The 21,363-nt window shown below is 75.0% G+C and carries 14 protein-coding genes; 11 read left to right on the forward strand and 3 right to left on the reverse strand.

What is annotated here, in order from left to right; genetic code table 11:
• The first annotated feature begins 253 nt into the window (after positions 1-253).
• The 8 genes from aspS to JOD48_RS09475 all read left to right on the forward strand — a co-directional run bounded on the left by aspS (position 254) and on the right by JOD48_RS09475 (position 11,337).
• On the forward strand, positions 254-1,567 hold the full coding sequence (aspS, locus tag JOD48_RS09440) for an aspartate--tRNA(Asn) ligase (RefSeq protein WP_204808725.1): 1,314 nt from the start codon (positions 254-256) through the stop codon (positions 1,565-1,567).
• A 121-nt stretch (positions 1,568-1,688) separates the two neighbouring features.
• Positions 1,689-2,477, forward strand: a complete 789-nt coding sequence (locus tag JOD48_RS09445) for an ABC transporter ATP-binding protein (RefSeq protein WP_204808727.1) — start codon at positions 1,689-1,691, stop codon at positions 2,475-2,477.
• Entirely contained in the window at positions 2,474-5,080 is a 2,607-nt protein-coding gene (locus JOD48_RS09450; protein WP_191791334.1) for an ABC transporter permease, read from the forward strand. The genes JOD48_RS09445 and JOD48_RS09450 overlap by 4 nt, the downstream gene beginning before the upstream one ends.
• A 108-nt stretch (positions 5,081-5,188) precedes the next feature.
• Positions 5,189-6,058 carry a universal stress protein gene (locus JOD48_RS09455; protein WP_191791333.1) on the forward strand — a complete coding sequence of 290 codons (870 nt, stop codon included), beginning with the start codon at positions 5,189-5,191 and terminating at the stop codon, positions 6,056-6,058.
• Between the two features lie 100 nt (positions 6,059-6,158).
• A complete protein-coding gene (locus JOD48_RS09460) occupies positions 6,159-7,025 on the forward strand; it encodes an ABC transporter ATP-binding protein (RefSeq protein ID WP_204808729.1) in 867 nt (288 codons plus the stop codon).
• Positions 7,026-7,126: 101 nt separating this feature from the next.
• Complete coding sequence (locus JOD48_RS09465; protein ID WP_204808731.1) at positions 7,127-8,116, forward strand: ABC transporter substrate-binding protein; 990 nt, start codon at positions 7,127-7,129, stop codon at positions 8,114-8,116.
• A complete protein-coding gene (locus JOD48_RS09470; RefSeq protein WP_307824070.1) occupies positions 8,113-10,269 on the forward strand; it encodes an iron ABC transporter permease in 2,157 nt (718 codons plus the stop codon). The genes JOD48_RS09465 and JOD48_RS09470 overlap by 4 nt, the downstream gene beginning before the upstream one ends.
• Positions 10,270-10,338: 69 nt before the next feature.
• On the forward strand, positions 10,339-11,337 hold the full coding sequence (locus JOD48_RS09475; RefSeq protein WP_307824071.1) for a siderophore-interacting protein: 999 nt from the start codon (positions 10,339-10,341) through the stop codon (positions 11,335-11,337).
• Positions 11,338-11,406: 69 nt separating this feature from the next.
• Here JOD48_RS09475 and JOD48_RS09480 read toward each other — a convergent pair whose 3' ends face one another.
• The 3 genes from JOD48_RS09480 to JOD48_RS20140 form a co-directional block, all read right to left on the reverse strand.
• Positions 11,407-12,000 carry a YbaK/EbsC family protein gene (locus JOD48_RS09480; protein WP_191791330.1) on the reverse strand — a complete coding sequence of 198 codons (594 nt, stop codon included), beginning with the start codon at positions 11,998-12,000 and terminating at the stop codon, positions 11,407-11,409.
• On the reverse strand, positions 11,997-12,542 hold the full coding sequence (locus tag JOD48_RS09485) for a YbhB/YbcL family Raf kinase inhibitor-like protein (protein WP_191791329.1): 546 nt from the start codon (positions 12,540-12,542) through the stop codon (positions 11,997-11,999). The genes JOD48_RS09480 and JOD48_RS09485 overlap by 4 nt, the downstream gene beginning before the upstream one ends.
• A gap of 78 nt (positions 12,543-12,620) precedes the next feature.
• Complete coding sequence (locus JOD48_RS20140; protein WP_204808733.1) at positions 12,621-14,762, reverse strand: Ig-like domain-containing protein; 2,142 nt, start codon at positions 14,760-14,762, stop codon at positions 12,621-12,623.
• Between the two features lie 437 nt (positions 14,763-15,199).
• Between JOD48_RS20140 and imuA' the strand changes: the two genes are divergently transcribed.
• Genes imuA' through JOD48_RS09505 form a run of 3 tightly spaced genes read left to right on the forward strand, consistent with a single transcriptional unit; the run spans position 15,200 to position 21,361 of the window.
• Positions 15,200-15,997 (forward strand): DnaE2-dependent mutagenesis accessory factor ImuA', encoded by a 798-nt coding sequence (gene imuA', locus JOD48_RS09495; protein ID WP_204808735.1) that lies wholly within the window; start codon positions 15,200-15,202, stop codon positions 15,995-15,997.
• Entirely contained in the window at positions 15,994-17,676 is a 1,683-nt protein-coding gene (locus JOD48_RS09500; protein WP_204808738.1) for a DNA polymerase Y family protein, read from the forward strand. Before imuA' ends, JOD48_RS09500 begins: the two co-directional genes overlap by 4 nt.
• Positions 17,669-21,361 carry an error-prone DNA polymerase gene (locus JOD48_RS09505; RefSeq protein ID WP_204808740.1) on the forward strand — a complete coding sequence of 1,231 codons (3,693 nt, stop codon included), beginning with the start codon at positions 17,669-17,671 and terminating at the stop codon, positions 21,359-21,361. Before JOD48_RS09500 ends, JOD48_RS09505 begins: the two co-directional genes overlap by 8 nt.
• Positions 21,362-21,363 lie beyond the last annotated feature (2 nt).

Raw genomic sequence — 21,363 nt, forward strand, 5'->3', positions numbered from 1 at the left:
CCGGCGAGTCGCGGCCGAACCCCGCACTCGGGGGCCGCCCCGGAAATCCCCGCGACGCCCGGTCGGTCCGTGGGTATCGTCGGAGCCGGTGGACGTGAGGCGTGACGACCCTCGGCCCGGACCTCGCGCCGGGCGCACGACCCCCGCGCGTCCGGCGGACCGACGAGAGGCCGGGACCTCCCGGCGAAGGAGTGGTGGCACCGCGACCTAGCCCCCGCCCGCTCCTCCAGGGCCTTCGCCTGCTGGAGGAACCATGAGACCACCGACCCCGCCCACCGCCTCGACCGCACCCCGGACCCTCGCCGCCGACCTGCCCGCCCTCCCACCCGGCACGTCCGTCACGCTCCGTGGCTGGGTGCATCGGCGCCGCGCCCTCGCGACCGTGACCTTCCTCGTGCTGCGGGACCGGTCAGGGCTGGCGCAGGTCGTGGTGCGCGCGGGCGACGGGCAGGTCGTGCCGCCCGAGGAGACCGTGGTCGAGGTCACGGGCCTGACGACGGCGAACGCCCAGGCTCCGGGCGGGGTCGAGGTGACCTCGCCGACCGTCGTGCCGCTCACCGACCCGGCCGTGACCCCGCCCGTCGAGCTGTGGCGCCCGTCGCTCGACGTGGGGCTCTCCACGATGCTCGACCATGCCGCGGTCGCCTGGCGGCACCCCGCGCAGCGCGCGCGGTGGGAGGTCGCGGCCGCGTCGTTGCGCGGGTTCCGTGAGGCCCTCGACGCGCAGGGCTTCACCGAGGTGCAGTCGCCCAAGATCGTCGGGACCGCGACCGAGTCGGGGGCCGAGGTGTTCGCTCTCGACTACTTCGGGCGCCCGGCCTTCCTGGCGCAGAGCCCGCAGTTCTTCAAGCAGCAGCTCGTCGGGGTCTTCGAGCGCGTGTACGAGGTGGGGCCGGTCTTCCGGGCCGAGCCGCACGACACCGTGCGTCACCTCGCCGAGTACGTCTCGCTCGACGTCGAGCTCGGCTTCGTCCGCGACCACCGCGACGTGCTGGCCGTCCTGCGCGACGTCCTGGCCGGCATGGCTTCCGCCGTCCACCAGCACGCCGGGCGTGCGGTCGCCGCGTACGGCTTCGGGGTGCCGGTCGTGCCCGACGAGATCCCCGTGATCCACTTCGCCGAGGCCCTGGCCCTCGTCGGGGCCCCCGACGACGAGCCCGACCTGGCCCCCGAGCACGAGCGTGCGCTGGGGCGGTGGGCGCTCGCCGAGCACGGCAGCGACCTCCTCGCGGTCGAGGGCTACCCGATGGCGAAGCGTCCCTTCTACACGCACCCGCAGCCGGGCGACGCGCGGTGGAGCAACAGCTTCGACCTGCTCTTCCGTGGGGTCGAGCTCGTCACGGGCGGTCAGCGCCTGCACCGGTACGCGGACTACGTCGCGGCGATCACGGCCCGTGGTGAGGACCCGACCGGGTATGCGACGTACCTCGAGGCGTTCGAGCACGGGATGCCGCCGCACGGCGGCTTCGCGATCGGCCTCGAACGCTGGACCGCGCGCCTGACGGGCGCGGCGAACGTCCGCGAGGTCGCGCTCTTCCCGCGCGACCTGCACCGCCTCGCGCCCTAGCGCAGGGGCGCCCCCGTCCGGTACGGGGGACAACCCCACCCCGTTCGGGGGACGGGCCGGATGGTCCGGTTCGTCCCCCGCTCGTTACGTTCGAGACTCACGCCACGACGGGGGTTTCGAGTTGAGGACAACCACGACCAGGCGGACCGCCGAGGCATCCACGAGGGATGCCCCGGCGGTCTCGCCGTACGCCCTGCAGGTCGCAGGGATCACCAAGACGTACGCCGCGGGCAAGCGGTCGGTGCACGCCCTGCGGGGCGTGTCCCTGGCGCTCCCGAGGGGCAGCTTCACGGCCGTGATGGGGCCGTCGGGCTCGGGCAAGAGCACGTTGCTGCACTGCGCCGCGGGTCTCGACCGGCCGACGGGCGGCTCGGTCCACCTGGGCGGGGTGGACCTGTCCACGCTGACCGAGGACGAGCTCACGGCGCTGCGCCGGGGCCGCATCGGGTTCGTCTTCCAGGCCTACAACCTCATGGGGTCGTTGACGGTCGCGGAGAACGTCGGGCTGCCGCTGCGGCTCGCGGGCGAGCGGGCCGACCCGGCGTGGTTGCGCGAGATCGCGGCCCGCGTCGGGATCGAGGACCGCCTCGACCACCGTCCGAGCGAGCTCTCGGGCGGTCAGCAGCAGCGCGTGGCGATCGCGCGGGCGCTCGTGACGCGCCCCGACGTCGTCGTCGCGGACGAGCCGACCGGGGCCCTCGACACGCGCACGAGCAAGCACGTGCTCGAGCTGCTGCGGTTCCTGGTCGACACGCTCGGCCAGAGCGTCTTCATGGTCACGCACGACCCGGTCGCGGCTTCGTTCGCGGACCGCGTCGTGTTCCTGGCCGACGGGCAGGTCGCGGGCGACCTCGTCCGCCCGACACCCGAGCAGGTCGCCGACCGCATGACGCACCTCGGGGAGTGGTGAGCGTGCTGGGCCTCGCGCTGAGCACGCTGCGCGCGCGCCGCAAGAGCTTCGTCGGTCCGTTCGTCGCGCTGTTCCTGAGCGCGATGCTCGTCGCGGCGTGCGGGCTGCTCATGGAGTCGGGCATCCGGCAGGGCATCGGTCCTGAGCGCTACGCGGGCGCCGACCTGGTCGTGACCGCGAAGCAGTCGCTCGCGGTCGACGTGGACTACGACGAGCCCTTCGGCGGCCGCGTCCGCCTGCCCGCGTCGGCGGTCGACGAGCTCGCCGCGATCCCCGGTGTCGGGCGCGCGGTGGGCGACGTCGAGGTGCGCCTCGGCGCCGTCGGGCCGTCGGGCGACCTGGCCGGTGCGGTCGACGGGCGCCCGCCCGTGGGCCACGGGTGGTCCTCGGCGACGCTCGGGCCGTTCGTCCTCGCGCAGGGCGACGGCCCGACGGCGCCGGGCCAGGTCGCGCTCGACGACGCACTGGCCGCGCGGCTCGCCGTGGGCGTGGGCGACGACGTCACCCTGGCCGTGGGGTCGACGCCGGGGGAGTACCGGGTGACCGGGATCGTCTCCCCGCCCGAGGGGACCGGTGCGCTGCGGCAGGGCGTGGCGTTCTTCACCGACGAGCAGGTCGCGGACCTCGCCGCAGGGGGCCCGGGCGCGCCCGGGCGACCCGGTGCGGCAGACACCCGAGGGGAGATCGACGCCGTCGGGATCCTGGCCGCGGACGGGACGGACGTCCGGGCGCTCGCCGCGGACGTGCGCGAGCGCACCGGGCTGACCGTGCGCACGGGCGACGCCCGCGGCTCGGTCGAGTTCGCCGACGCCTCGGGCTCGGCGACCACGCTGGTCGCGATCGCCGGCAGCTTCGGCGGGATCATGCTCGTCGTCGTCGTGTTCGTCGTCGCCAGCGCCCTGGGACTCGTGGTGCAGCAGCGGCGCCGCGAGCTCGCGCTGCTCCGCGCGGTGGGTGCGACCCCGCGCCAGGTCCGGCGGATGATCTCTGCCGAGATGCTCGTGCTGTCCACGACGGCCGCGGTCCCGGGGGCTCTCCTGGGCATCGCCGCGGTCGGCGTGCTGCACGGCCTGTTCGTCCGGGCGGGGGTCGTCTCGGCGGACTACCCGGTCGCGGTGGGACCGCTGCCGGTCGTGGTCGCCGTGGTGCTCACCGTGGGTGTCGCGTGGCTCGCCGGGAGGATGTCGGCCCGGCGGGCGATCACGGTGAAGCCCGTCGAGGCGCTGGGCGAGGCCGCGGTGCAGACCCCGCGGCTGGGCGTCACGCGCACGGTGGTCGGCGGGGTCCTGGTCGTCGGCGGGGTGTTCCTGTCGATGCTGCCCGCGTTCGTCGCGGGCGAGGACGCGCTCGCGGGGGCCGCGCTCTCCGGCGTGGTGCTCGTGATCGCCGTCGCGCTCCTGGGGCCGCGGATCGTGCACGCCCTCGTGCTGCTGGTCGAGCCGTTCCTGCGGCGCAGCCCGCACGCGAGCACCTACCTCGCGGGCCGCAACACCCGAGCGAGCTCGCGACGGCTCGCGGGGGCCGTCGTGCCGCTCGTGCTCGCGATCACCATGACGGTCGTGCAGGTCTCGCTCGGGGCCGCGCAGGTGGCCGAGACCGAGCGTCAGGTGGCCGACGGGCTCCGCGCGGACCTCGTGCTCGCGAGCAGCGGTACGGGCCTCTCGCCCGACCTCGCGGGGCAGGTCGCGGGCGTCGCGGGCGTCGCCTCGGTGACCCCGACCGTGCGGAGCCAGGCCCTCGTACGCTTCGCCGAGTCGGACGGCACGCTCACGGCCGAGGCCCTGACCGTCCAGGGCGTCGACCCGGCGGACCTGGCCGCCGCGATCGACCTGGACGTGCGCGAGGGCTCGACCGACGACCTGCACGGCGAGTCGGTCGCCCTCAGCGTCACGGGAGCGAGCAAGGCACGGGCCGGGCTCGGGGACACCGTCGAGCTCCATCTCGCGGACGGCACGCGGGTCGACGCCGCCGTCGTCGCGATCTACGGGCGCGGCATGGGCTTCGGTGACGCCCTGCTCCCGCGGGACCTGGTCCTGCCCGCGTCGGGGGACCGGCTGGACGGCTCGCTGCTCGTGGTGGCCGAGGAGGAGACCGCCGTCGAGACGCTCGCGGAGGACCTCGGCCGGGCGACCGCCCCGTACCCGGGTGTCGTGCTCGCCGACCGGGCGTCGCTGGTCGCCGCCGAGAAGGCAGCGCTCGAGGCGAACACGTGGACGTCGATGATCCTGCTCGTGGTGCTGTTCGGGTACGTCGCCCTGAACGTCGCGAACGCCCTGGTCATGTCGACCGTCGACCGGCGGCGCGAGATCGCGCTGCTGCGCCTGGTCGGGACGCGGGACCGTCAGGTCCTGCGGATGATGCGGGTCGAGGCGGGCGTGGTGGTCGGCGTCGCCGTGCTGGTCGCGACGGTGATCCTGCTTCCTCCGCTGGCCGGCGTGAGCCTCGGGCTGAGCGAGGGGCAGCGGGCGGTGCCAGCACTCTCCCCGGTCGCGTACCTCGCGACGGTCGCGGGCGCGGGCGCCGTCGGGTACCTCTCGATGCTCCTGCCGACCCGTGCCGCGCTGCGGGCCCGACCGGTCGAGAGCATCGGGCTGCGGGAGTGACGTGAGTGCGTGGTTCGGCTGCGACACGCCCGGCGCGTCGCAGCCGAACCACGCACCGGGCGGTGCCCCGCCCTCGCGCCGGGCCGCCGACGGGGTGACCATGGACGTATGTCCACCGTCGGACCGGTCGTGGTCGGCTATGACGGGTCGCCCTCCGCGACCTCCGCAGTGCGCTGGGCCGCGCGCGAGGCCCGACGGCGTGGCGCCCGTCTGGAGGTCGTCTTCGCCCGAGACGCGCACGACACGCACCTCGAACCCTCGTTGCCGGGGGGAGGCGAGAACGCGCAGGCCGGGGCGCGAGCGCTCGCCGAACGGGGCCGGGTCCAGGCGCTCGAGGTCGAGCCCGACGTCGAGGTCGAGGCGACCGTGGAGTACACGACCCCGGCCGCGACGCTCGTCGGGACGTCGCTCGACGCCTCGATCGTGGTCGTCGGGTCGGGGGACCACGGGCGGGTCCGCGGCGAGCTCGGCGGCTCGGTGGCGCTCGCGGTCGCCGCGCACGCGCACTGCCCGGTCGTCGTGGTCCACGGGGACGTCGAGGCGCTGCGGGACGTGAACCTGCCCGTGGTCGTGGGGGTCGACGGCTCGACGCACGCGACCGGTGCGCTCGACCACGCGGCCGAGGTCGCGGCCTCGCGCGGTGCGTCGCTGCGGGTCGTGGTCGCGTGGTGGACGCGCGCCTCGGCGCACCTCGAGAGCTACATGGCCGCGGAGTTCCCGCGCGAGCGCGCCGAGAACGGGGCCGAGCGACTGCTCGCGGCCGCGCTCGCCCAGGTGCACGAGGACTACCCGGACCTGGAGGTCGAGGGCTCGACCGTGGAGGCGCAGCCGGCTCCCGCGCTGGTCAGGGCCTCGGAGGGGGCCGAGCGCCTGGTCGTCGGGTCGCGCGGGCGGGGCGGGTTCGCGGCGCTCGTCCTGGGTTCGGTGAGCCACTCGCTCGTGCGTGAGGCGCACTGTCCCGTGACGATCGTGCGCTGAGCCTCGTTCCCGGTCGGAGACGTGATCCCGACCACATCTTCGGTGCTGATGCGGGTCCGGGGCTTTCACCCGGTCGGGATGTTTGGTTAGGCTCACCTCTGTGAGCCACACCTTATCCGGCGACGACAACGCTCCCACCGCCCAGGACGCCGCCCTCCCAGCCCTCGCCGGAACCGGGCTGAGCCTCGGGTACGACGGGACCGCCGTCGTGCACGACGCCTCCCTGCGCCTGCTCCCCGGACAGGTCACCGCGCTCATCGGTCCCAACGGGAGCGGCAAGTCCACGCTCCTGCGCTCGCTCGCCCGGCTCCACAAGCCCGTCGAGGGGACCGTGAGCCTGCCCGACGTCCCCGACGCGCTCGCGCTGCACCCCAAGGACTTCGCACGCCGCGTCACCCTGCTCTCGCAGAGCCGCCCCACGCCCAACGGCGTGAGCGTGCGCGACGTCGTCGGGTACGGGCGCCACCCGCACCGGGCGCGCTTCCGGTCCACGGACCCCGACGGCGCCCGCGCGATCGCCTGGGCCATGGACGTCACCGGCGTCGCGGCGATGGCGGGCCGCGGCGTCGACGAGCTGTCGGGCGGCGAGCTCCAGCGCGTGTGGCTCGCGACCTGCCTGGCCCAGGACACGGGCGTGCTGCTGCTCGACGAGCCCACGACCTACCTCGACCTGCGCTACCAGGTCGAGATCCTCGACCTGATGCGCGATCTCGCGGACGACCACGGCGTGGCCGTGGGCGTCGTGCTGCACGACCTCAACCAGGCGGCCGCGGTCGCCGACCACGTGGTCCTGCTCCAGCGCGGCGTCGTCCGTGCCGCGGGCATGGCCGCCGACGTCCTGACCGCCGACGCGCTCAGCGAGACCTACGGCATCCGGATCGAGGTCACGCACGACCCGCTGACCGGCACGGTGCAGACCGCGCCCGTCGGGCGGCACACGACCCGCAGGCTCGTCGCCGTCCCCTGACGACCCGAGCCTCCTGACCGTGCTGCCGCGCACCCCGGTGCGGCAGCCCACCGAGCCCCGCCCCCCGGCGCGGGCAGCACCCTCAAGGACACAGGACCCCCATGCGAACGACCCTCCGGACCGGCCTGCCCGCCGTCCTGCTCGTGACAGCGCTCACCCTCACCGCGTGCGGCACCACGGAGGAGGCGGACGCCGGCGGCGCGTCCAAGGCCCCCGCCTCCGACGCCGGCCCCGTCACGTTCACCGACGAGCGCGGCGAGCAGACGCTCGACGCCCCCGCGACCGAGGTCGTCTCGCTCGAGTGGGGCCTGACCGAGAACCTGCTGGCGCTCGGCGTGGACGTCGTGGGCCAGGCCGACGTCGAGGGCTACAACACGTGGGACACCTCGGTCGCGCTCGACGCGTCGACGCCCGACGTCGGGATGCGTGGCGAGCCCAGCCTCGACGCCATCTCCGCTCTCGAGCCCGAGCTCATCGCCGTCACCACGGACACCCCCGACAACGTGATCGACCAGCTCGCGGACATCGCGCCCGTCGTGACGCTGCGCGGCTCCGACGGCACCGACCCGATCGGGTACATGCGCCAGACGGTCGAGACCCTCGCGACCGCCACGGGCACCGAGGACAAGGGCACCGAGCTGCTCGAAGGGTTCGACGCGAAGGTCGCCGAGGGCAAGAAGGCCCTCGAGGAGGCCGGCGTCGCGGGCGCCTCGTACGTCATGGCCGACGGCTGGGTCAACAACGGCACCGTCTCGGTGCGCATGTACACGCCCGGCTCGTTCCTCGGCGCGGTCGGCGCCGAGCTCGGCCTGGCGAACGCGTGGACCGGCGAGGGCGACCCCGACTACGGGCTCGCACAGACCGACGTCGAGGGCCTGACGGCGCTGAGCGACGTCCAGTTCGTCTACGCCGCGAGCGACTCCGAGGCCGACCCGTTCGCCGAGGGCCTGGCGGGCAACGCGATCTGGGAGCAGCTCCCGTTCGTCGTGGCCGGTGACGTGCACCGCATCCCCGACGGCATCTGGATGTTCGGCGGGCCCGCGTCCGCGAACGCCTACGTCGACGCGCTCGTCGCGGCTCTGACCCAGTGAGCACGAGCGCCCCGGGGGGACTCTCGACGGCCCGGCACGAGGTCCCGGACGACACCACCGGTCTCCTCGCCCCGCCGCTTCCCCCGGGGCGCTCGCGCCTCCGGTTCCGTCTGACGGTCGCCTCGGCGTTCGTCGTCGGGATCCTCGCAGTCCTGGTGCTGGCCGCGGTCCACCTCACGCAGGGGACGGCCGACGTCGGGCTCGGCGACCTGCTGCGCCTCGTGACCGGCGGCGGCGACGCCGACGCCGACCGGACCGCCGCGGCCGTGCTGCTCGCCTCGCGCCTTCCGCGCCTGCTCGCGGGCCTCCTCGTGGGCGTCTCGCTCGGCGCGGCGGGAGCCGCGCTGCAGTCCGTGGCCCGCAACCCGCTCGCCTCGCCCGACACGCTCGCGGTCAACGCGGGCGCGTACGTCGCGGTCGTGGGGGCGGCCGTGATCGGCGTGACCCTGCCGTTCTACCTCTCGGGGACGCTCGCGCTCGTCGGCGGGCTCGCGGCCTCGGGCCTCGTGCTCGTCCTGGCCCGCGGCGGGGCCGCCGGGCCGACCCGGCTCATCCTCGCGGGCTCGGCCATCACGCTCGCGCTGCACTCCCTGACGACCGTGCTGCTCGTGCTGTTCCAGCAGGAGACCATGGGGCTGTTCGCGTGGGGGAGCGGCTCGATCGTCCAGTCCGGCACGTCGCAGGTCGTGCTCGCGGCCCCGCTCGTGGTCGTCGGCCTCGGCGGGCTGCTCCTCGTGGCCCACCGCCTGGACCTGCTGGCGCTCGGCGACGACACCGCGACGGTCCTCGGGATCGACGTGCGCGCGACGCGCGTCGTGACCATCCTGCTCGCGGTGCTGCTCTCCGCCACGGCCGTCACGGTCGCGGGCCCGGTCGGCTTCGTCGGCCTGTGCGCCCCCGTGGTCGTGCGCCTCGTGGCCCGCAAGGTCCCCGGGCTCAACCGGCACCGCGTGCTCATCCCGCTGGCGGGGATCGCGGGCATGATCGTGGTCCTCGGCGCCGACGTCCTGCTGCGCCTCGTCCTGCCCGGCACCTACGGCGTGGCCGTCCCGACGGGCGTCATCACGACCGTGTTCGGTGCCGTGGTGCTCGTGTGGCTCGCGCGCCGGCTCAAGGACTCCGGTCCCGCCGCCGGGACCCGCGCCGCGCACGTCCGACCGCGCGGCGCCCGCCGTGCCCTGGTCGTGGTGACCGTCCTCGTCGCGCTCCTGGTCGCGGCCACGGTCGCCGCGCTCCTGCTGGGCGACAGGCTGCTGCTCACGGGCGACGTCCTCAACTGGGCCGCCGACCGGGCGGGCAAGCAGGTGAGCTTCGTGCTCGACCAGCGCGTCCCGCGCGTGCTCGCCGCGATCCTCGCGGGGGCTGCGCTGGGCCTGGCCGGGACGGTCGTGCAGGCCGTGTGCCGCAACCCGCTGGCCGAGCCCGGCCTGCTCGGCGTGACGGCGGGCGCGGGGCTGGGCGCCGTCGGGGTCGTGCTGCTTGTTCCTGGCGTCGGCATCATGGGCATGTCCCTCGCCGCCGTCGTCGGCGCGCTGGGCACGTTCGCGATCGTCTATCGCCTCGCGTACCGGGGCGGGCTGAGCTCGGACCGGCTCGTGCTCATCGGCATCGGCATGAGCACGGGCGCCACGGCTCTGACGACGCTCGTGATCGTGGTCGTCGCGCCCTGGAACCTCAACGTCGCGCTCACCTGGTTGTCGGGGTCCACGTACGGACGGACCTTCGACCACCTGATCCCGGTCGTCCTGGCGCTGCTCGTGGTCGTGCCCGTCGCGGTGCTCCACCGGCGCGAGATGGACGTCCTGGCGCTCGACGAGGACACCCCGCGCGTCCTGGGCCTGCGCCTGGACCGCACGCGCCTGCTGCTCCTGGGGGCCAGCGCGTGCCTGACGGCCGCCGCGGTGTGCGCGGTCGGGGTCGTGGGGTTCGTGGGGCTCGTCGCCCCGCACGCGGCCCGCGCCCTCGTCGGTTCGCGCAACGGCCGGGTGATCCCGGTCGCGATGCTGCTCGGGGCCGTCCTCGTGAGCGTCGCCGACACCGTGGGGCGGACGGTCATCGCGCCCGCCCAGATCCCCGCGGGCCTGACGACCGCGCTCATCGGCGCGCCCTACTTCGTGTGGCTCCTGTGGCGCAGCCGCGGCCGCGAGGCGTGAGAGTGATCCCGACCACACGTTCGGCCTCAGGGGTTCACCCGGCCCCGATGTTTGGTTAGGCTCGCCTACGTGACTCAGACCAGTGTCGTGACCGCGCAGGAGATCTCCCCGTTCCGCATGTTCGACGTGCAGGTGCGACGGGTCGAGAAGCTCTCGCCGAGCTTCCTGCGCGTGACCTTCACGGGCCACGACCTCCACGAGTTCGCCGACAACGGCCTCGACCAGCGCATCAAGCTCGTCTTCCCCGCGCCCGACGGTGGCTACGAGCACCTCGTCCGCACGGGCGAGTGGTACTCGGCATGGCGCGCGCAGCCCGAGGAACGTCGCAACCCGCTGCGCACCTACACGGTGCGGGCCGTGCGCCCCGAGGCCTCCGAGGTCGACATCGACCTCGTCCTGCACGGCGACGCGGGGCCCGCGTCCCGGTGGGCTCTCGCCGCGCGCCCCGGCAGCGAGATCGTGCTGCTCGGCCCCAACGGCCTGTGGACGGGTGCGCACGGCGGCGTCGAGTTCTCCCGTCCCGTCCGCAGCCACGCGCTGCTCCTCGCAGGCGACGAGACCGCCGTCCCCGCGATCGCCTCGATCCTGGGCTCCCTGCCCGCCGACGAGGTCGGCGAGGTCTTCCTCGAGGTCCCGTACGAGGGCGACGTCCTGCCCGTCACGGCTCCGGCGGGCGTCAACGTCACGTGGCTCGCCCGTGAGGGGCGCGCGCACGGCGACCTGCTGGTCCCCGCGGTCCGCGAGGCCGCCGACCGCCTGCTCGAGCGCAACGTCTGCGGCGCGACGCACTCGCTCACGTGCGCGGCCCGCGGGCTCGTCCAGCGCCAGGGCGGGCTCGCCGAGGCGGCCGAGCTCGAGGACGTCGACATCGACACGGACATCCTCTGGGAGGTCCCCGTGGACGAGGACGGCACGCCGCTCGTCGCGTGCGCCGAGCTCTACGCGTGGCTCGCGGGGGAGGCGTCGGTCATCAAGACCCTGCGCCGCTACCTCGTGTCGGAGCGCGGCGTCGACCGCCGCTCGGTCGCGTTCATGGGCTACTGGCGCGAGGGCCGCGCCGAGGGCTGACGGCCGCGAGAGCGCGCCGAGGGCTGACAGCCGCGAGACCGCGCCGGGAGGGTCGACGACCCGTCGCGCTCACCCCACCGGCACGCCCAGCCCGTCGACCAGCTCGACCCCGGGCAGCCGCGCGAGCAGCGCGCCCGGCAGCAGCAGCTTGGACCGGCGCAGCCCGCTCCCGACGAGCGCGGGCTCGCCGTCGGTCGCGACGCGCGCGTCGAGCAGGACGCGCCAGCCGTCCGGGAGCCCGATCGGGGTGATCCCGCCGTACTCCATGCCGGACTCGGCGACGGCCCGGTCCGTGGGCAGGAACGACGCCTTGCGCACGTCGAGCAGCGACCGCACGCGCGAGTTCACGTCGGCGCGGGTCGTGGCGCGCACGACCGCTGCCGCGATGCGTTCGTCGCCCCCGCGTCGTCCGGCGACCAGGACGCAGTTCGCCGAGGCTTCCGGGGGCAGGTCGTGCGCCGCGTTGAGCGTCGCGGTGTCCGCGAGGTCGGGGTCGATCTCCACGACCGCGACCTGCTGCGCGACGCCCGGGTCCAGCGCGGCCCAGCGGGCGAGGGCCTGCGCGACGGGCGGTGCGAGCAGGTCGAGCCTGTCCGTGGCCGGGACCCAGGCGAGGTCGCCCAGGGTCGGGAACGTCGCGGGTCCGCTCGTGCCGTGACTCATGCGGTGACCAGGACCTGGTAGGTCGGCGTGATGGTCGCGCGCGCGATCGTGTGGAACAGCGCGGCGATCGCGACGGCCGTCGGGGGCGTCGCGGGGGTCACGTCGAGCCGCTCGACGTCGAGCGCGTGCACCGCGAAGACGTATCGGTGCGGGCGGTCCCCGGGCGGCGGTGCGGCGCCCAGGTAGCCGGGGCCTCCGCCGTCGTGCCGGGTCTGGAACGCGCCCTGGGGCAGGTAGCCGCCACCGGGGGAGCCTGCGCCCTGCGCGAGGGTCACGGTGGCGACGGGCAGGTTGACGACGGTCCAGTGCCAGTACCCCGCCGGGGTCGGTGCGTCGGGGTCGAAGCAGTTGACCAGGAACGAGCGCGTGGCCGCGGGGAAGTGGTTCCACGCGAGCTCGGGCGAGCGGTTGTCGCCCTCGGCCGCGTGGGTGCGGGCCATGGGCTCCCCCTGCACGACGTCGTCGCTCGTCACCGTGAAGAGCGGCACCCGCGGCAGCAGCGAGTAGGGGTCGGGGGCGATCGGACGGTCGGCGAGGTTCATCGGTCCATCGTGCCCGGTGGGTCCGGGAGGGGCCAGAGGAGACGGGTGAGCGGTGCGGTGGTCCGCCGACGCGAGCCGTCAGGCCGCGCGAGAGCGGTTCCTGAGCAGCACCCCGGCCACGCCGGCGCCGAGGAGGAGACCTCCGACGGCGAGCACGGACGCCACCGACGCTCCCGTCGACGCCAGGCGGTTGTCCGAGGGGGCCGACGAGCCCGGGACGGCCTGCCCGTCGCTCGGGATCGCGGCCGGTCCGGCGCCCGGGTTCAGCACGGTCGGGGTGAGGCCGGGGGACGTGTCGGTCGAAGGAGGCGCCGTGTGCGCGAGCTCGCCGTAGACCTCGATGGTGACCGATGCCTCGGCCGTGCGGCCCCAGGCGTCACGAGCGCGGACGGTCAGCTGGTCCGGCCCCAGGTAGCCGAGGTCCGGGGAGTAGACGAGGGTGCTGCCCTCGCCCTGCGCGACGGTGCCGTGCTGGGGCGTGCCGACGGCGTCGAGCACCAGCTCGGGCTGGTAGGCGGCTTCGGAGGCAGGGAGGACCGGTTCGAAGGTGACCGCCGTGTTGCGCGGCGTGCGGTGGTGCTGGTCCGCGATCGCCGGTGCGCCGAGCACCCGGATCCGTACGGTGGCCTGCGCGGGCTGACCGTGGGCATCGACCCCCTGGTAGGCGAACGAGTCCTCGCCGACGAACCCCTCGTGCGGGTGGTAGGTGCCCGTGGTGCCGCTCAGGTCCGCCGAACCGGCACGAGGTGCCTCGACGCCCGTGATCGTCAGGGTGTCGCCGAAGGAGGCGGTCAGCAGGTCGACCCCGACGGGGACGCCCGCGGGCGTCGTCAGTGCGTGGTCGGCCAGTGTGGGCAGGTTGTGGACGGTGACGCTGGCCTGCGCCTGCGACTCCTGCCCCAGGTCGTCGATCCAGGCGAAGGTGAAGGTGTCCGTCCCGGCGAAGGTCTCGCTGGCCGGGAATCCGTCGTCGGGCGTGTAGCGGACCTGGCCGTCGCCGGTCGCCGAGACGCTGCCGTGCTGGGGAGCGTCTCGCAGGTCGAAGGTCGAGGCTGCCCAGGGCAGCGTGGCCGGAGTGCGGAGGTCCAGCGCCACCGCCTGCCCTGGGGTCGTCGACGCCGCGACGTCTGCCGCCTGCGGCGGCGCCTGGACGTCGATGTACATGGTGTTGTACCTGGCGTCGGTGGCGGGGCCCGTCGAGCCGCTGAACTTCCACGGGTTCACCAGGGTGTACGCCCAGGTGAACCGTGTCCCCACGGAGTCGTTCGAGGTCCCGACGAAGCCCGCGTTCGGCATCACGACGATGTCCTGCGCGTGCGCACCGGTGGTGAGGGTGCCGCGCCACGTGGTGATCGTCGAGGAGAAGTAGCCGTTGGTGAAGTTCGCGAAGCTGGTGCCCGCCACGATCTCCCGGAGGTCGACACGGGCGCTCTGGCCTATGCCCACCTTGGTGCGCAGGCTGGAGACGGCGGCCCGCTCGACCCAGCTCACGCCGGCCTTGTGGTGCACGCTGCGGCCCCACGTGTCGGTGAGCTCCAGGGTGACGACGTCGTTGCCGATGTAGTCCCGCGGGCTCGCCTGCAGCTCGATGCCGCCAGGCATCGGTGCCGCCGTCGCGTGCTCCGCGTCGACGAGACCGGTGACGGTGACCCCGTGGCCCGGGACGGCGCTCTTGGTGGTGGCGCTGGTCTGCGGGTAGGTGCGCAGGTCGAGCTGGGTGAGGTTCGTGACCGCCTTCACGCCCGTGCTGGGGTCGTTGACGATCCACGAGCTGATCGTCGGGCTCACCGGCTTGCCGGCCACGGTGACGGTCAGCGTGGCGCCGGTGGTGTTGCCGTCCGTGTCCGTGACCGTGTACGGCACGGTGAACTCCGCGGTCTTGAAGACGCGAGCGGTGGACGAGTTCGGGTAGTCGGGGTTGTCGTTGGCGAAGGTGATGCGGAAGTCGTCCCCGACGTCGACGGTGGTGGCGTCGCCGCCGGTGACGGTGCCGACGTGCACGGAGGCCACCTCCCCGGCGACCTGGTCGTTCGTCAGCACGTCGATGGTGACCGGCACGCCCGAACCGGTGAGGGCGGTGTCGTCGGTCGCGGTGATGTCGCTCGCCTGGGCGGGTGAGGCACTCACACCCAGCGCGGTGGCGGCCAGGACGAGCGCACCGCAGGCGGCTACCGCCTGGTGGCGTCGGCGTGCGGGCCGGGTCGTGGGTGCGGGGTGCACAGCTTCTCCTTGTTCGGCCGACGGGACGTCGGAGCGTGATGGGGACGCTTCTCATCCTTCCTGCTTGTGAAGACTTTCACATGAGCAGGGCGGGGAGAGGGGGTGCAGGGTTGAGGTGAGGGTGTGGGCTCCGGGCAATTGGGGTGCTCTCGTCAGGAGTCGGTCGCGTGTCGAGGGTCCGCGCACCGCCTCCCGCAGCTGGTCCGAGGCAACCCATCGTTGATATCCCGCCCTTCCTGGCCCAACCATGAGGTGTCGCCTGAGGCTTCCGGAATGCCTGTATGCGAGGTTGATTGTTGCGCGATGGTGAAACTCTCAACCACGGATCGACCCCTGGTGTCGACCGGGTGGGGCGAGTTGACACCCCCTCGCGGAGCGCGTGTACTGGAAGTGTTCGAACACCTGTTCGAATGTCTTTCGAGCGTGCAGGAGGTGTCATGACCCTGGTCGACGACACCCTCCGGGAGGCACTGAGCGGCGTCGGCACCGCGACGGCCACCGCCTCGGCAGAGGCCGCCGGTCTCGTGCAGCCCGCCGGGTCCACGCACGCCCAGCGGGCGCTCCTGGCCCGGTCGGTGCTGCGCCGCGCGGAGCTCTCGGCCCGCCGCGCACCGGGGAGCACGGGGGAGGAGAAGCTCCTCCCGGTCCCCGACGAGCTGGCCGACCTGCTCCCGTTCGGCGGTCTCCAGCGCGGCACCGCCGTGGTGGTCGACGGCTCGACCTCGCTCCTGCTCGCGCTGCTGTCCGAGGCCTCGCGCACGGGGGCCTGGACCGCGATGGTCGGCTTCCCGCGCCTCGGGGTCCTCGCGGCCGCCGAGGCAGGGATCGACCTGGGCCGCGTCGCCCTGGTCCCGTCCCCCGGGCCGGACGCCGCGGCAGCGGTCGCTGCCCTGCTCGACGGGATCGACGTCGTCGTGGTCGGGCCGCAGGCCGCGCTGACCGACACCGACCGCCGTCGCCTGACCTCCCGGGCCCGCGAGCGCGGGAACCTCCTCGTCGCGGCGCAACCCTGGGCCGGGGCGCACGTGGTCCTCACGGTCCGCGAGGGCACCTGGTCGGGCACGGACCACGGCGCCGGGTACCTGCGCAGGCGCCGGCTCACGGTTCGGCGCAGCGGGCGGGCCGGCGCCGCGCGCGGCATCGAGCGCCAGGTCGAGCTGCCGCTGTGCGGAGGCGTCGTGAAGAACCCGCGGCAGGTCGAGAAGACCCCGCCCGGCCTCCGGCTCGTCGGATGAGCGCCGGGAGCACGGCCACCCGCACCGCGGTCCTGTGGGTGCCGGACTGGCCCGTCGTCGCCGCGATGGGCGCGGCCCAGGTCCCCGCGCACGTGCCCGCGGCCACGCACGACGGGCGCCGCGTCCTCGCGGTCTCGGCCACCGCGCGGGCGCAGGGCGTGCGCCGGGGGATGCGACGCCGTCGGGCGCAGGAGTGCTGCCCCGAGCTCGCGCTGCTCGACGCCGACGACGCACGCGACGCACGCGAGTTCGAGCCCGTCGCGCTCGCCGCCGAGACCGTGGTCGCGGGCATCGAGGTCGCGCGCCCGGGCCTGCTGCTCCTGCCCTCGGGCGGCCCCGCGCGCTACCACGGCACCGAGGAGCGCCTCGCGCAGGTGCTCGTCGAACGGGTCGCGGCGGACACGGGCCACGAGAGCCAGGTCGGCGTCGCCGACGGGATCCTGGCCGCGGTGCTGGGCGCGCGGTCCTCGCTCGTCGTGCCCGCAGGGACCTCCCGGGCCTACCTGGCCCCGCGCCCGCTGGGCGAGCTCGCGCACGTCGTCGTGGGCGACGCCCAGCCCGTCGCGCAGCTCGTCGACCTCCTGGGCCGCCTCGGCGTGCGGACCTTCGCGGACCTCGCCGCGCTGCCCGCCCCGAGCGTCCTGTCGCGCTTCGGCGACCTGGGGGCCTGGGCGCAGCGCCTCGCGCAGGGCGAGGACCTGCGCCCGCCCGCGCGGCGCCGCATCGAGGCGGACGTCGCCGTCGAGTGCGAGCTCGACCCGCCCGCCGAGCGCGTCGACGTCGCGACCTTCGCGGCCCGCCGCCTCGCCGAGGATCTGCACGCCCAGCTCGTCGAGCGCTCGTCGTCGTGCGGGCGGCTGCGCATCACGGCCCGCACCGAGGACGGGCGCGAGCTCGAACGGACCTGGCGCTGCGACGACGGCGCCATGGGCGGGCTCACCGCGGCCCGCATCACCGACCGCGTGCGCTGGCAGCTCGAGGGGTGGCTCACGGCGTCGCGCGTCGCGCTGGGACAGCGGCAGCGGCAGGGTCGGGGGGTGCGCCGGGACGACCACGCACAGACCAGCCACGACGACCTGCCGGACCTCGCCGAGGACCGGCCCTCGCCGCTCGTGCGGCTCGCGATCACCGCGGAGGAGGTCGTGGCCGCGGGCGCCGAGCAGCCGCGGCTGTGGGGCGCGTCGAGCGGCGAGGACGCCCGCGCCCAGCGCGCCCTGGGCCGTGTCCAGGGCCTCCTGGGCGGGGACGGCGTGCTGAGCGTCGTCACGCAGGGCGGGCGCGACGTCCACGACCAGGTGCACCTCGCCCCGTGGGGGGACACGGCCCCCGCGCCGCGGCGCGCGGACCTGCCGTGGCCGGGGCGCCTGCCCGAGCCCGCGCCCGCCCTCGTCCTGGACGTCCCGGAGGACGTCGCCGTCCTGGACGACGCCGGAGCCCCCGTCCGCGTCGACGTGCGCCTCGCGATGAGCGCACCACCCGCGACCGTGCGGTGGCTCGCGCCACGAGCCGGGGCGAGCCGGCGTGTGCTCGGCTGGGCCGGGCCGTGGCCGCTCGCCGAACGCTGGTGGAGCGAGACGCCGCGCCGTCGGGCATACCTCCAGGTCCTGCTCGACGACGGACGCGGCGTGCTGCTCGCGAGCGCCCAGGGGCGCTGGACCGTGGAGGCCGTCTATGACTAGGGCAGCCCCGCCGGGCGCCGGGGTGCGCAGACCGCCCCGCTACGCCGAGCTGCACGCGCACTCCGCGTTCAGCTTCCTCGACGGCGCGAGCCACCCCGAGGAGCTCGCGGCCGAGGCCGCGCACCTGGGCCTGTCCGCGCTCGCCGTGACGGACCACGACGGCCTGTACGGGGTCGTGCGCTTCGCGACCGCCGCGCGCGCGGTGTCCCTGCCGACCGTGTTCGGCGCCGAGCTGCACCTGCCCGTCGCGCCCGCCCCCGGCGCGGCCCCCGTCCTGGACGCGCCCACGGGCGTGCCCGACCCGCGCGCGTCCCACCTGCTCGTCCTGGCCCGCGGCCCGGACGGGTACCGCAACCTGTCGAGCGCGATCGCGACCGCGCACCTCGCGACGGGCACCAAGGGCGCGGCCGACTACCGGCTCGAACGGCTCGGTGAGCAGTCGGGCGGCCAGTGGCTCGTCCTCACGGGCTGTCGCAAGGGGGCCGTGCGCTCCGCGCTGCTCACCGAGGGGCCGCGGGCCGCCCGGCGCGAGCTCGACCGGCTCGTGCAGGTCTTCGGCGCCGACAACGTGGCCGTGGAGATCACCGACGCGGGCGACCCCCGCGACAGCGACCTGTGCGACGCGCTCGCCGGGCTCGCCGCCGACGCGCACCTGCCGCTCGTCGCGACCGGCAACGTGCACTACGCGCGCCCCCGCGACGCGGCCCTCGCGGGGGCGCTCGCGGCCGTCCGTGCGCGCTCGTCGCTCGACGACATGGACGGCTGGCTGCCCGGTGCCCCCACCGCGCACCTGCGTTCGGCGGCCGAGATGGCGGACCGGCACCGCCGCCACCCGCAGGCCGTGGCGACCGCGGCCGAGCTGGGTGCCGAGTGCCAGTTCGACCTGCGCCTCGTGGCCCCCGAGCTGCCGCCGTACCCGGTCCCCGCCGGTCACGACGAGAGGTCGTGGCTGCGCGTGCTCGTGGAGCGCGGCGGCACCGACCGCTACGGCCCTCGCGAGGCCGAGCGTGAGCCCGGTGCGTGGCGGCAGATAGACCACGAGCTCGCGATCATCGAGCAGCTCGGCTTCCCGGGGTACTTCCTCATCGTGTACGACCTCGTCGAGTTCTGCCGCGCCCGCGGCATCCTCGCGCAGGGGCGCGGCTCGGCCGCGAACTCGGCCGTCTGCTACGCGCTCGGCATCACGGCCGTGGACGCCGTCAAGCACGGTCTGCTGTTCGAGCGCTTCCTCGCGCCCGAGCGCGACGGCCCCCCGGACATCGACGTCGACATCGAGTCGGTGCGTCGCGAGGAGGTCATCCAGTACGTGTACGAACGGTTCGGGCGCACGCACGCGGCGCAGGTCGCCAACGTCATCTCCTACCGGCCGAAGTCTGCGGTGCGCGACGCCGCACGGGCCCTCGGGCACGACGTCGGGCAGCAGGACGCGTGGAGCAAGTCGATCGAACGCTGGGGGTCGCTGCGCGGGCCCGACCCGTCGTCGCCCGCGGCGGACCGGGCCGTCCGCGACCGGGCGATCGCCGCGCGCGGGGCGCACGGGTCGGGTCCTGGGGCGGCCGGGTCCGCGGCGGCACGGGTGTCTGCGGCAGGGGGCACGGCGCGCGCCGGCGCGCCGCCCGCTGGCGCGCCGCCCGCCGTCGTGACCCGCACCGCGGCCAAGGACGCCCGCGCGGCCGAGGTCTGGGGGACCGGTGCACCGCGGCAGCGCGAGCAGCTGCGCCGCCCCGACCGCCCGCACACGGGTCACCCCGACTGGACCCCGGACCTGTCGGGTCGCGTCGTCGACCCGCTGGCCGAGGACCAGGGCGACCGGCGCGGCAGGGACCAGGGCGCTGACCCGACGCTGCGCTCCGACGACCCGCACGACGTCGTGCCCGCGCGCCGCCCGCCGTCGGCCGCCGAGGAGGGCGAGATCCCGGGCCCGGTGCTCGAGCTGGCCGAGCGCCTCCTGAGACTCCCGAGGCACCTCGGCATCCACTCGGGCGGCATGGTCATGTGCGACCGCCCCGTGATCGAGGTGTGCCCGGTCGAGTGGGCGCGCATGGAGGGGCGCACGGTCCTGCAGTGGGACAAGGAGGACTGCGCGGACGCGGGGCTCGTGAAGTTCGACCTGCTGGGCCTGGGGATGCTCACGGCGATCCGGGTCGCGTTCGAGCTGATCGCCGAGCACGAGGGCCTGGGCCTCGAGCTGCACTCGCTGCCCGACGACGACCCCGCGGTGTACGACCTGCTGTGCGCGGCGGACACGGTCGGGGTGTTCCAGGTCGAGTCGCGCGCCCAGATGGCGACGCTGCCGCGCCTGCAGCCGCGCACGTTCTACGACATCGTGATCGAGGTCGCGCTCATCCGCCCCGGTCCCATCCAGGGCGGCTCGGTGCACCCGTACATCAACCGGGCCCGGGGCCGGGAGAAGGTCGAGTACCTGCACCCGCTGCTGGAGAAGTCGCTCGCGAAGACGCTGGGCGTGCCGCTCTTTCAGGAGCAGCTCATGCAGATGGCGATCGACGTCGCGGGCTTCAGCGCGGCCGAGGCGGACCAGCTGCGCCGCGCGATGGGTTCCAAGCGGTCGGTCGAGCGCATGGAGGCGCTGCACGGGCGGCTCCTGGACGGCATGGCGAGGAACGGGGTCGCGCCCGACGTCGCCGAGCAGATCTTCGACAAGCTCAAGGCGTTCGCGGACTTCGGGTTCCCCGAGTCGCACGCCTACTCGTTCGCGTACCTCGTGTACGCGAGCGCGTGGCTCAAGGTGCACCACCCGGCCGCGTTCTACGCGGGCCTGCTCGCGGCGCAGCCCATGGGGTTCTACTCGCCGCAGTCGCTCGTCGCGGACGCGCGCCGGCACGGGGTCACGGCGTTGCGCCCGGACGTCAACGCGTCGGGCGTCAAGGCGGGGGTCGAGCGGCTGCCCGCCTCGGCGAGCCGGGGGGCGGGGGCGCCGTCGGGCAGGGACGTGCGGCCCGACGGCGCCCCGCACCCCGACCTGTCCCTCGCGGTGCGCATGGGGCTGGGGAGCGTGCGCGGCGTGGGGGACCCGGTCGCGGAGGCGGTCGTCGCGGCGCGCGCAGCCGGTCCGTTCACGGACCTGCGCGACCTGGTGCGGCGCGTCGACCTGACCACGACCCAGCTCGAGGCCCTCGCGACGGGCGGCGCGCTCGAGTCCTTGGGCGTGGCCCGGCGCGAGGCGCTGTGGGCCGCGGGGGCGCTCGCCCAGGAGGGGCCGGACACGCTGCCGGGGGTCTCGGTCGGGGTCGAGGCGCCGACGCTGCCGGGCATGAGCGAGGTCGAGACCGCGGTCGCGGACGTGTGGGCCACGGGCGTCTCGACCGACTCCTACCCGACCCAGTACGTGCGCCCCGGGCTGCGCCGGGCAGGGGTCATCACGGTCGCCGAGGCGGTCGTGCACGAGGCCGGCCGGCGGGTCGCGGTCGGGGGAGTCGTGACCCACCGCCAGCGCCCCGGGACCGCCGGAGGTGTGACGTTCTTGTCGATCGAGGACGAGACGGGGCTGCTCAACGTCATCTGCACGCCCGGCCTGTGGCAGCGGTTCCGGCGGGTCGCGCGGTCCTCGCCCGCGCTCGTGGTGCGGGGCCGTCTCGAACGGGCAGACGGCGCCACGAACCTCCTCGCGGAGCACCTCGCGCCGCTGTCGCTGCAGGTCGCCTCGCGCTCGCGGGACTTCCAGTAGGG

The sequence above is a fragment of the Oerskovia paurometabola genome, from assembly GCF_016907365.1.
Taxonomy (GTDB): Bacteria; Actinomycetota; Actinomycetes; order Actinomycetales; family Cellulomonadaceae; genus Oerskovia; species Oerskovia paurometabola.